This window comes from Pontiella desulfatans (assembly GCF_900890425.1).
Classification (GTDB): domain Bacteria; phylum Verrucomicrobiota; class Kiritimatiellia; order Kiritimatiellales; family Pontiellaceae; genus Pontiella; species Pontiella desulfatans.
This window is the reverse complement of the sequence record NZ_CAAHFG010000001.1, coordinates 1,369,958-1,382,649: the sequence shown is the minus strand read 5'-3', so window position 1 is coordinate 1,382,649 and position 12,692 is coordinate 1,369,958. Positions and strand designations below refer to the sequence as shown.

The following is a 12,692-nucleotide window of genomic DNA, read 5'->3' as shown; positions in this document are numbered from 1 at the left end:
CCAGCGGATTCCTCTTTCATCGTAGGTGTGTTGTATAAACGACTAGAAACATTCGGCAACACAGTCGCACTTCAAATCGTTGAAATGGATGCCCGCCAGCTCTCCTTGGCCGATTACCCAACCGAAGGCTTATTGCTCGATCAGCCGGAAGAAATCCGCGCCATTGGTCGGGGCAACGCTCACCGGTGGAACCGTGCCGCCCGGAATGTCATGCCAGGTTCCGTTCACCAGGTTGGTGCGGGATTGCACCTTGAAGCGGTTGTCCGACCAGGTGAACACCATGTTCCCGTTGCTGAAATTGTATTCAAGCACCGGGGGATCGGCCGGTTCCGAACCGCCCACGAGCGAAATCCCGACATTGTCAACAAACAGGTGGTGGCCTCCCCCGTCTCCGGTTCCCGACGAAAACTCCAGCTGGAAGATCACTGTCCCGCCTGCTTCAAGGACGTTATCGGCGAGAACGTTCAAGTAGATTTCAATATCATCGTGCTGGTCGTGCCCCTCCAACCCTCCATTCAGAGAGGTGATCGCATCATTGGGCGAAGTGAAGACATTGCCGACCGAAATATCGCTGCCGGCCAATACGTTCAGCGCATAGGTTCTCGCCGCGTTGGGACGGAAAGCAACGGCGTCGAAATGGAACGCCCCCAACTCGAAGTCTTCCGTACCGGTATTGTTGATCGTCAACGTAATCTCCCCGTCGGTCTTGCCATTGGTCAAGGTGAAGTTTGCGCCGTGGACATCGGTCGTTGCGCTCGCGGCGGGAGGCCCGGCATGGTTGCCCCACGTCGTGTCCCCACTGGAGCCGCGGCCGGGATCGGTGCTGGTGTCGGTCGTGCTCCAGCTTTCCGTCCCGCCCACGGCGGAGGCGGTTGCGGTGGCGGTTATGTCCGAGGCGGTGTAGGAGGCACCCGGCGCGGTGTCGCTGTCCCAGCCATCCCATCCCGCAATCAGCACGCCGGGTGGAGGCGGCGAAAGAACACCAACCTGGATCGAGCCGCTACCGGCGAACACGGCGGCTCCCAGCGCATTCAACTCCGATGCCGTGTAGACGGAGCCGGTGCCCACACTGGTGCTGCCGATGGCCAGGTTGGCAACCGTCCATCGATTGCTTCCAAAATCCACCGTGGCGGAGGCGCTGTCGGCAACCGTCAAGGCGGCGCCAACAGCCAACCCGTCCCAGTTGCCCATAATCGCCACGCTGCCGTTGGCCCGCACATCGATATCGGCCGAACCCACGGCACCTGCGCTCGCAAATTCAATGGTTCCTCTCTCGCTGATCCAGGCGCCGGAAAAACTGTTGCCCGGGTTGTCGATGAAGAGCGTGTGGGTGGAGGCGATGTTCGAGGAGGTGCTGCGCAGCTCGGCGCTGCCGCCGATGTTCGAAAGTATCCGCAGGTTTCGCACCCCGGTGGTATTCCAGTACCCAACCAGTGCGGCATTGGTGAGCACATTGATGCTTCCGGCCAAGGTCGAGGTCACATCGAGCCCGGTGCTTGCCCGGATATTGCCGCCATCCAACACCAGATCGGGCACCACGACGACATGGGCGCCGATGTTCCTCAGGGCAAGCTCGCCGCCTTGCAAGACCGTCAGCATGTCGCCGGCGAAGGTGGCGGATGTGGAGGGTGAGCGCAATTGCATGGAGGTCTCGTAGTCGATTCCAGCCATCGGGGCGATCGCCGGATCCCAGGTTGAAGCCGCGTTCCAGGTGCCTTGATCCACGACCTGCGTCACCGTTCCGCCCACCGGGATCAGGCTGAATGCCCAGACCATCCCCGGAATCACGGTTGAATCGGCCTGCACCTCGTCGATGCGCCAATAATAAGTGCCCAGGCTTGAAAGCGAGGGCGAGGGCGAGAACACCGTGCCCGGTTGCTCCCCCTTGTATTCCGGCGAGCCTGTGGTTGCCGAGGCAACCGCCGATTCGCTGGTTCCCAAATATACCCGGTGGGCTGTCGCGTCGATGCCGGCCGTCCATTCCAAAGCCAGGCCCACATCTAATACCGCCGCACCGTTTTCCGGCACCGGCAGGATCGCCTTGCCGGAGACCTTGTAATCGAACACATGCAGGGGCGATGGCGCTTCCCCGGTGTTGGGCGGTTCTTCCTGCCCATAGAAGGAAAGGATGCGGTCGGACTCCCACCGGGAATAGTCGATCTGCCCTTCCCCGCCTTCGGTGGTGCCGCTTTCGGTATAGACCTGCGACCAGCTCCAAGCGGTTTGCCCGGCGTTGGGCACGCCCTTGGCGATGCGGGGATTTCCCCCATCCGCATAGGCCAGGAACAGGTTGCCGTCGTCATCGCCGCACAGCTTCGGGCGGCTGCCGTCGAAGGAGAGCGTTCCCTGGCTCCAGGTACCGGCGGCGTTGCGCCAATAGTGCTGATAAACATTGTTATGCTCCACCATCACATGGCAGCTGCCATCCGGGAAGGCATAGTGGGTGTATTGGTTGGAGAGGCCGATATTCTGCGGAATCGGGGCCACGATCAGTCCGGGCGAATTGATCGATATAAAAGAAGAACCCGTCGTACCTATTTGCGTTCCCGCATTGTTGCGCCACGTCCGTCCGTCATCGTCGCTGTAGGCATAGTTCAAATCATGGTTGCTGGCGGAAGTGGTACTGGTTTCGCGCCAGCCCCACGAGACATGCAGCCGGTTGCCGCCGTATGAAATCCCGTTGATGTAGGGGTTGCGGGAGGTCGAGGAATACGCCCCTGAGTAGCTTCCACTGCGGGAAATGAACTTCCCTAGCCCGGTCGTCCAGTCGTGCGTCGTCCCGTTGTATTCCTGGATCATGCCGTCGCCGCTGCCCGATCCCCCATAGCGATAGTAGAGCATCAGGTTTCCGTTGGGCGCGTTGAAGAAGGTGGGATAGGTCAGCTGCGTGATTGACCCAACCGATCCCAGATTGTCCGTGATCGAGCTGAACAAAGCCGTACTCCAGGTCACTGATTCCGGATTGGAAGCCACGCCGATATTGGAGACGCGGTAGTTGAGGTCGTCCTTGTGGTGATCGAACATGAGATGGATGGTTCCATCCTTCTGGCAGATGCCCACGGAAACCACATTATGTGAATCACTAACCGAAATCGTATAATCGGTGAAACGGATCACCTCCCACGCCCCATCCGGGAGCTTGCGCCGCGCCAGGCAGACATGGCGATCCCCGTTGTAGTAGGTCGCATATTGATAGCCCTTGAACGTTGCCATGGGGAACCGCTGGTAGGTGCGTCCGTTGACGTTCCGGTTGAACGTGGCTGCGGAACTGCTGAAGTTCAGCGCGTTGTCATCCACGATCGTGGACTGCAACAGCTCCACCTCGGCGGCCTGGCAGACGGATGCTCCCAAAACCATTGCGCCGGTTGCCAAACGTACGTATTTGTTAATTGGGTTCCTATTCATATTCGATCGATCAGCCTCTAGACCGGTTAGCCATTGGAAGTGTAATTTTAAAAATTGGACGGGAACAGGTGGTTTATCGTTCAATTAGCTGGAAGAACACTTTCCAGATGATCCTCATACTGCGCCTGAATTCCATCCTCTGCCACGTTGTAACCCGAACAACGACCTTGCAAACGACGGGCAAATTCAATCATCAAGAACGCCATAACCGCCCTAAGGTAACGTTTCGCTTCATCGGCCCTCTCAATAATTCATTCATGCGGTCATCGCACCAGCATCCGCTTCCATTACGGTTTCCTCGGATTATTCACGGATGTAATTTATCATCTGGAGAGGAAACTTCACCAACACACCCTGATTCATATCGTTAAATCAAGGTCTTTATCGCCATTTTAAACAAGAGTTCGACAAGTCGGCACTCTTGGTATGCGCCGCCGCGCGTCCCTGCTGGTGCCAAAAGAATCGGCATCCTCCTTCCACGATAGCCTTCACGCCTACCAGGCAAGGAACAATTGGCATGCATGAAGACAATTGGAAACGTCGGTTGAAAAGTGCGACGGGCTACGTTCATACCTACCGTCCTTAATGCATATTCTAGATTTACCCCATCAGCACCAATGTCATATTTCATACTGATGTACTGTTTCTATAAAGGCGAAAATATTACAGAGCGGAGTGTCGGCTTGGGCGAAGTGGCAGGAACAGGGAATGAACCCATCTGGACCTAACTCATCCAAGCACTTGCGGGTTTCATCCGCAACCTGCCGCGCGTTGCCAAAAGGAAGAATTTGCTGGTTTTCTACCCCTCCGTGGAAGATGACCAGGTTGCCGTACTTTTGCTTCAGCTCCTTGCAATCCATGCCGGGGCACACATGCTGAATGGGATTGAGCACATCGATGCCTGCCTCGATCAACCGCGGGATCAGCGGCTCAGATGCACCGTCGGTATGGAAGAACACCTTGGCCCCGTGGGAATGAATCATGGAGCACCATGCCTTCAGGCGGGGGAACAGGAACTCCTCGAAGGCATCCGGCGACATCAGCAGACTCGACTGCGAACCAAGGTCATCGCTAATGAATACCATATCGACCGCCCCATCGGCGGCTTGCAAAAAACGGTTCACCATTTCGCCCTGCACCGAGGCAATACGGTCGAGTGCCGCATGCAGGAATTCCGGTTCGGCAAGGGTGTCCATCAGAGCTTCCTCGAGCGACCGCATTGAACAATAGATTTCGAACAAGGAAATCCACGGCCCCAGTGTGACGAACTCCCGGGAGAGCTCTTTCGCCTCCCTGACCGCCACCTCATAATCATAGCTGTCCGGGCTTGGCCACGAGTAGGATTCGAGTTGACTGGGACAATCAAGTTCCAGAAGAGGATTATAGGAAACTTCCCCATATTCCGCGTTGGCATTGGCCTCGACCTTCTCGAATTCCACCCCCCAGTGGTTGACCATGCCCTGGCGGTTCGGGTCAATTATCTCAGCGCCCTTATACGGCACACCCAACCAGGCAATCTTGTCCACGCCCAATTTCCGGTAGACATCCAACTCGTGTTGCACCCCAAGGCGCATTTTCATTTTGTCAACCAGCTCTGGCACCATCCAGATGTCCACCGGGATCCTATCGGGGGTCTCCCGGTTCAATACGGCTCTTACTCGCTCTCTTGCATTCATAGGAAAGTTTCTCCGAAGGTTCCTAAAGGAACCGGTGTGGAACATTGTTCGTTTTAGCGGAAAACCCAGGTTGGATATTCTTCTTCGGTGGGGCGCGATGGCACCATGCGGTCACCCTGTTTGTTGAAGTAGGCATTGAAAGGCAGCTTCCGGATCCTACTTAGGTTTTCATATAGGAAGTCGTGCGAGGTTTCGTGGGCGATGATTGCTCCCCGCTCATCCTTCAGGGTAATCACGTAGCCGCCATATCTGGACCCCCGCATGGGTGCGGAATCGCGTATTGCCTGACTCTGGATCCGTACGGCTTCGCCCTTGAATTCGAAGGAGCGCCTGTTTTCCCTGGTGGGTGTAAAGCTTTCCGACCGCCGATCCAGATAAATCCAGTGGTCTCCCTCCACCTCTTCGCCGAAAGCATAGTATTCAACCTCCAGTTTGCGGCTGTATTCCCGTGCGGTGTTTTGGCGCACTTTCGCCCCGAACGTGTAATCGAAGATACGCAATGGCCGCTGGATGGCATTTGCATTGAACGGACTCAACGGCGGGGGCGGGACTTGCCTGCTGCTTTTATGGAAATCGAGATCGAACTCCGGCGGATCCATCAGGTCGATCACCCTGAGGGATTCGGCGGAGAGTTGCGCGATCGGATATTTAATCTGCTTGCCCTTCGCAGTCTTAAAAACGGCCTTGTCGCCAATATAGGTTATGAACTCGGCCTCCAGCTCTTTGCCCATTGTGCTCGACCAAACCCGCAGTCCCTTTTCAAGAAGAGGAATCTTGGGTTCATCCTCAATCCGCACCATCGCTTTCATTTCCTCCGTGGTTTCCTTCGCCATATAGTCACGGAAAATCGGGCCGTTGGTCACGCAGGCATCGCCGGGAACCAGATCGCGATGAATCAGGTCGGCTAGGTTATGGGAAACCTCCGCAGTCTTGAAAATCGGCAAGGTCGGCCCCAGCAGAACCGGGTTCTTGGGATACTCCTCATCCTTAACCTCGACACAGAGCAGGGAGCAATACACCCCGCCGGTGATTTCGGAGGTCACCACTTCCATATCCAGCGGAACCCCGGCCTTCAAATCGATCCAGTCCCCGACGGTCGAAAGGTTGTTACCGAGTGGATGCTTGAGGCTTTTCGATGTCGAGGTTTGCCACAACTGGACAAAATTGCTGGCATGCCCATCGGCCGTCGTGCCTGTTGTCCAGGCAGAGAGCATGACCACCTCGCCATCCACGCGAACCGCGAGAAGGTCGTCCCCCATCCCCCAGAACCGGATGGTCACATCTTCCGGATACACCAACTGCCCCTTGTAGTGCGCCATCCAGCACAATCCTTCGGTGTCCGGTTCGCCGTAGGCTTCCGGCGCCAGAGTGGATTGTACCGGAGGAACCGCAAAGGTGGTGGCATAGAGTTTGCGGGGCGAACGGTAGTACTGCGCTATTTTCAGCCCATTTCGTCGTACATCATTTCATAGGACGAATCCAGCATGAGGAACACCTTCTCGCCCTTGCCCTTGATGCCGAAGATCTCAAACTGCGGCATGGAAAAACCGAGGCTGGCCGCCCCACCGAGCCCCCCACCACCGGCACCGCCAATGCCACCCTTGACACCTGTGACCTCAGGCATCTTGATATCGGGCATGGTCTTGTTCAATTTAGGGGCAACCACAATCCTTTTGCGAAGCTTGGGCTTCTGCACCTTCTTTTTCTTAACATTAACTGGAACCTGCAGCCTTTTGAGTTGCATTTTCGGGCGTTTCACCTCCGCCGCCTTGAAATTTTGCTCGTCCTTCGTGATAACGGTCACGGCCACAAAGGACAGCGCAACCACAATTAAAACCGCATGGATGCCAAGACTCACCAATGCCGCGCTCGACTTTGCGTGATTCGCAAAAAACTGTTTTTTCCTAGCCATTCAAAACCTCCCGACCATGGCAGCCACTATTGCCGCACCAAACCATAGCATCAAGATATCAAACCTTTGATTATAGTCAAGTAACAAAACGGGCCGGGTCGCGAAACAGGAAAGGCCGCACCCCAAAAGGACGCGCCCAACCAAAGAATTACACAGCAAATATACGTCTGACCTATTTGCCGAAGCTAGTTGCCCGTGGAGCTTCGCAAGCGTAGCTCGGGAGCCACCTCAATGGACTCAGTCGGGTCGCCGGCAATCCGCTTGATCAGCGTATCAATGGCCAATGCGCCAATTTCCTGCACCTGCTGGGAAACCGAACTGATTGGAATGGGGCACAAACTACAAACGGGAGAATCATCGACCCCGAATACCTTGACGTCGTCCGGTACCTTTTTGCCATGGGCGAGCAGTTCGTTAATGCCGCCATACGCCTGGTGGTCGGACTCGGCCACGAGGCCATCGAATTCGATTCCGTTTTCCAGCCAATGGAGAACCGCTTCGCGCCCAGAATCCATGTCGTAGCGTTCGATCGCATCAAACACCAGAGCACAATCTTCTAGCACACCATGCTCATCCAGCGCCTTCAAATAACCCTGGTAGCGCGCCTCCATGGAACGGATGTGGGCAATTTTCCGGCAACCGTTTTCCAACAGATGCTTGGTCGGCAAATACCCCACCTGGAAGTCGTCGCAATAGACATTGATGCTACCCGGCTGCTTTTCGGCATTCTTGTATAGGGTCACAATGGGAATTCCGCTCTCTTCAATCTCCTTATAGAGATCTGCCAGATCCGGGTGGTAGATGCCGGTAATCAACAGGCCGTCAATCTCGGCGCGGGCAGTCTTTCCGAAGCGTTGGAGGAATTCGTTGTCGGTCTCGTAGAAACTCAGGCAGAGCCGTTGCTCCCGGAAGTTCGCCTGCGTGCTCAGCCCCATCAGCAAACGCTCGACCAGATCGGAGCCCGGCGCTCCCAGCGGATGGACAAAGACGCCGATGGAACCCGTTTTCCCGTTGCGCAACGCCCGTGCAAGAATGTTGGGTTTATAGCCCAACTCTTTCGCCTTAGCCAAAATAGCCAGCCGGTTTTCCTCGCTGCAGCCCGTCGTCCCCATCCGCCCACTAAGCACCTTGGAGACCAGCGGAATGGAGAGGTTCAGTTCGTTTGCAATATCCTTAAGCGATGCCATCGATTAGTCCTTCTTCATTAAAATGTGTTAAGAAATGAATAGAAGCCCACCATCATAGCCATGTCAAAGGTTTAATTGATGTACACCGCCATCATCTCCCTCGGTCTACTGATGAACAACGCGCACATCCACCGCAAACTTCGCCCCGCGCTCCTGCAAGGTGCCATGTAGCGCCCCGCCATCCACTTCGTCCAGCTCCCGACCATCGCGTACCGCCCAAGCTGCGGCCAAACCCGCAGCCTGTCCCAGCGCCATCGCCGTACCCGTTACCCGATACGAGGCATGCGCCTCGTGATTACCCGAAATGCAACGTCCTGCCACCAGCAATCCGCGCATGGATTCCGGCAGCATGGCACGATAAGGAATTTCGTAGGGCTTGATCCGCACCCGCCCCAAATCCTCATCGGTGCCACCCTTCTCCGGATCGTGCACATCGATCACAAATGCGCAGCTGGTCACCGCATCGTCAAAGCACCGGCCTTCGATCAAATCCTCGATGGTCATCGAATAGCGCCCCTTGAGCCTGCGCGCCTCCCGCACGCCGATCTGCGCGGCGGAGTGGGTCAGCCGCACGTTCTTGAATTCCGGGATATGCCGGAAAACCTCCACCGTCTCCGCCGCCTGCCGCCGGCAATCGATGGTGCCCTGGGTGAGCGACGCGGGATCGAGCGGATCGATGCCGATCGCATGGGTGCATTGCACATCGGCCACCCCGGGCACCGGTGTATTGATCACCCACGGCGCATAGCCGCAACGCGGGTACGGAAGTTTGATGCCCAGCTCCTTCTGCCGGATCACCTCCACCATTTGGTCGAACAATTCCTCCGAACCCGCCTGCTCCCATCCCTCGGGAAGGCCATCGATCTCGAACATCAGCGTCATGGGCTGAAGCATGCCGTCGCGGGCGCGCCCCAGGTCATATTCGCACCCCGCCCGCGCCAATAGATCCCCGTCCCCGGTCGCATCCACCAGCACCGTGCCGAGCACCGCCTCGCGCCCGGCCTTGCTTTCGATCACTACACCCCGTAGCCGGTCGTCCTCCACAATGGCATCGGCCACCAACGTGTAGTACAGCAGCTCAACGCCCGCATCAGCCATCATCTGTTCCAGCGTCCGGCGCATCACCTCCACATCGAAAGTGAAATCGTGCTCCCTCCAGCCGGAAAACGCGCCGGCGGCCGTCAGGTTCTGCACCAGTTCATCCACCAGCCACCCGCGCCCGACACACTCGAAAAACGGATTGAGCAGACCGGCCGTCCAGACACCACCCAAAATGCCGTGCTTTTCAATCAGCAGGGTTTTTGCCCCTTCGCGGGCGGCGGCCAGCGCCGCCCCCACCCCCGCAGCACCGCCGCCGCAGACCACCACATCATATTCGCACCGGATCGGCAGGCTACGTGGCGATTCAACAATTCCATCTTCCGTAATCCGTTTCGGATGGCAATAATCCTTCATGCAAGCCCCTTCGCCCTAGTGGGGGAAAACTAAACAACTCGCGGATTGAAATATCAATATTAAACGTTAGATTACTGGGCATACTAATAAGGATCCAAATGGAAACGAAACAATCAAAGCATGAAATGGTCTCCTGCATTCCATGCATGCAAAAGGATGATTTTGCCCAGGAATGGTGGATGCCGCGCCACCTCGAAAAAAAGGAAGAAGCCGCCCAGCGCACCGCCGATCTCCTTTTCATCGGCGACTCCATCACGCACAACTGGGAATCGGTCGGCGCTGAACTGTGGGATGAATATTATGCCCCGCGCAACGCCTTCAACATCGGTTTCGGCGGCGACCGAACCGAACAGGTGCTCTGGCGCTTGCAGAACGGCGAAGTGGAGGGACTCAACCCTTTCGGAAAACGGATGTCGCAGGAGAGCCGGACTCCATCGCGCATCGGCACCATGACCGACAATCTTTGCCTTGAGAAACGATTCACCATCATATTGCTCCTAATCCGTTGGACGATACCGTATCAATCCTGCCGCCCACGAACCATTTCGGTAAAAGCCTCCAGCAACCGGCCGAACGCTTCCTCCACTAGCGGAGGAATTTCGACATGCCCGATAAAGCCAGCACCACGCGGGCCATACCCGTTTGCATCGTCGCGCAACCGCGGAACCTCGCCCATCGCCAGACGAACGAGGTTTTCAACCGAATGCATCCACCTATGCGCCGGATCGGCAAACACAAGCTGGCCGTCAACCGATTCCAAACGGGGAATGCAGGGGGCAAAGCTGTAGAATTCCGTGCCTGTCCCGTCCCATTCATGGAGGAAGCATTCATGGGATCGCCGTTGCATGGTTGGATCCTGCACCAGCAACACCGACCGGGGAAGATCACCGGCCTGCCTTGCAACCTCCAGGGCATAGGTTGCGTTGTTACCGCAGTTGGTGGATCGGTTTTCAACCAGCAGATCCCCAACCGGGACATTTAGAAAGTCCACCAAGACATCCGCCAGCATATCGGCCTCGGCGCGTCCCTCAACGGGGATCGAACCATAGGTTGGATGCTGGCGGAATCCGTTGCGCAGGTTATGCGTCGAATGCCCCCGGCCACCGACCAGCATCAGCTTTTTGGCCAGCCCACCGTGCAACGCCTTTGCGGCCTGCTCCGCTATGCCGGGTTCCGTAATCCCTCCCAGCAATACCAGCAAATCGACGCATTCCAATCCCCGTGCTCCCGCAGCATCCGGGGCGTTAGCCCAACTTCCGCGGCATAAAAAACAGAAGACTCTGCCGCATGGGGTTGCGCGGATGCAGGCACTACATTTTCGCGCAGGCCTCTTTTGGGTAGGTATGCCGATGGACCGGAAGCGAGGTCCAGCCGATGCCGAGCATCGTATGGATGAGTTTCTGGACGGGGTTGGGGCGACCGGGTTTGCGGATGTGGTGTTCGGGGCCGTCGGCCTCAGGGATGATGAGGGTGCGGCAGCGGTCGGCGAGCTGGTGGTGGAAGGGGTGGAGGCCGAGGTCGCTTTTTTCATACTGCGGAAGGCGTCTTCGACGGGGACGAGGGTGATGTAGAGCCGCCATAGCTGCTGGTCTTCGAGTTCGAGGGTGCTGCGCAGGTGGTAGCATCCGTGCAGATCGCGCGTGGTGTCCCATTGGGTTTCTTTGCGGCACCAGTTGAGGTGTCGGGTTTCGGGCTCGTAGTTGATTTCGTTGAGCCGTGAGGCGCGGGTGGTCCGGCCGGACAGCCGCCCGATGATGCGGTTGACGAGCGCGGGGCCTTCTTCGAGCTTGAGCCGTTTGTCATTACGCATGATCGGCGCGCGCAGGGTTTCGAGTCCTTCGATGAGTTTGCGTTCGGCGTTGTCCTGGATGGCATCTTCTTCCTGCTTTCGTCCGGCGCTGCGGCAGAGCACGACGGTTTCGTCGCCGGAGGTGATCCGGCGGACGAATACGGGTTGTTTTTCGCCGGACTTGCCGCGGCCCTCGACGAGCCGGAAGCGGTCGATGTCGAGGAAGCCGTCGGCGAACTCCGCGCGGGAGCGGCGCTTGCCGTTGACGATGTAGTCGTAGCCGCGGTCGCGCAGTGCATCGAGGTTGGCCAGGCTCGCCATGCCTCCATCGACGATGACCACCGGCCTGGCTTCGCCGCCGGGGATTTGCTCGAGATCGTCGACGTCGTCAAGCAGGGTTTTGCGGTAGCTGATATTCCCGGCGAAGACCTTGTGCCGGATAATGAACCCTTCCGCATCGAGCACGATCCCGACCGAGATGAGCGGGCAGTCGGATCGCTTTTCCTTAGGAGGCGACGCTCCGGCGGGCCAGGGAGTTGAGTGCGCCGCTGCCCTCGAAATAGCCGTTGTTCAGATCGTAAAGCAGGATGGTTTGGTCGAGGTTGAACAGATCGCGCTCCTTGCGGCGCAGGTGGGCCACGTCGGAACCTCCCGCCGGGCTGCCGGCGGAAGGCTTCCGGCTTCCTCCATGTGTTCGATCACCCGGCCCACCCAGTATTCAATGATCGGCTCCTCCGAAAGCAGCTGTTCATATCCGGCCATGCGCCGGGAAAGCTCCGCCGCCACCCGCTTGCGGTGCTCGTCGGGAACCAGGCATCCCCCCAGCGAAACCACCACGCGCTGGCGGACCTTCCCTTCGGAGTCGCGGCGGTTTTCCACCAGTTGCACTACTCGGGTCTTGCGCGTTTTCTTTTCCCTGAAAAACATGGCCGTCCTCCGTTGATCAACGCAGAAAGACTACTTCGGCATTCGCAGGAAAAAACAGGACAAATCCGCATTGCAGTCACTACAGCGGGCATTGAAAAAAACCAGAACCTTGATAATCAAGGCATTACAAAAACCGAGTCTCGGCTTCCGATTTCAAGCAAATTGGCGCATCATGCATAAGACAAACGGGTTGCGAAAAACCATGCCTGGAAAACTTTTTTTAGCCCGCGGAAGTTGGGTTAAGCTAGCGCTTCCCCCTGTCGGGCGCGCAAGGGACCTTCACCCCCAAGTGGATGCGCCCTGCCGGGCACACCAAAAAAAAGCCCCGGACGGTTAATCCG

The 12,692-nt window shown here is 57.3% G+C and carries 9 protein-coding genes; all 9 read right to left on the bottom strand.

Annotated elements, in window-relative coordinates:
• Positions 1-129: 129 nt before the first annotated feature.
• Positions 130-3,357: a BNR repeat-containing protein gene (locus E9954_RS05280; protein ID WP_168441988.1), complete on the bottom strand. Its 3,228-nt coding sequence runs from the start codon at positions 3,355-3,357 to the stop codon at positions 130-132.
• 668 nt (positions 3,358-4,025) lie between these two features.
• Positions 4,026-4,985 carry a uroporphyrinogen decarboxylase family protein gene (locus E9954_RS05275; RefSeq protein ID WP_168441987.1) on the bottom strand — a complete coding sequence of 320 codons (960 nt, stop codon included), beginning with the start codon at positions 4,983-4,985 and terminating at the stop codon, positions 4,026-4,028.
• Between the two features lie 149 nt (positions 4,986-5,134).
• Positions 5,135-6,400: a hypothetical protein gene (locus E9954_RS05270; RefSeq protein WP_136078172.1), complete on the bottom strand. Its 1,266-nt coding sequence runs from the start codon at positions 6,398-6,400 to the stop codon at positions 5,135-5,137.
• Positions 6,401-6,522: 122 nt separating this feature from the next.
• Positions 6,523-6,993, bottom strand: coding sequence for a hypothetical protein (locus tag E9954_RS05265; protein ID WP_136078171.1), 471 nt, complete (start codon positions 6,991-6,993; stop codon positions 6,523-6,525).
• Between the two features lie 185 nt (positions 6,994-7,178).
• Entirely contained in the window at positions 7,179-8,180 is a 1,002-nt protein-coding gene (locus tag E9954_RS05260) for a LacI family DNA-binding transcriptional regulator (protein WP_136078170.1), read from the bottom strand.
• A 105-nt stretch (positions 8,181-8,285) separates the two neighbouring features.
• Positions 8,286-9,635: an FAD-dependent oxidoreductase gene (locus tag E9954_RS05255; RefSeq protein ID WP_136078169.1), complete on the bottom strand. Its 1,350-nt coding sequence runs from the start codon at positions 9,633-9,635 to the stop codon at positions 8,286-8,288.
• 298 nt (positions 9,636-9,933) lie between these two features.
• Entirely contained in the window at positions 9,934-10,125 is a 192-nt protein-coding gene (locus tag E9954_RS33455) for a hypothetical protein (RefSeq protein WP_136078168.1), read from the bottom strand.
• A 30-nt stretch (positions 10,126-10,155) separates the two neighbouring features.
• The gene (locus E9954_RS05245; protein ID WP_281281229.1) at positions 10,156-11,985 is read right to left on the bottom strand and encodes an ElyC/SanA/YdcF family protein; all 1,830 of its coding nucleotides are present in this window, start codon (positions 11,983-11,985) and stop codon (positions 10,156-10,158) included.
• A gap of 9 nt (positions 11,986-11,994) precedes the next feature.
• Positions 11,995-12,351 (bottom strand): hypothetical protein, encoded by a 357-nt coding sequence (locus E9954_RS05240; protein WP_136078166.1) that lies wholly within the window; start codon positions 12,349-12,351, stop codon positions 11,995-11,997.
• Positions 12,352-12,692: the final 341 nt, after the last annotated feature.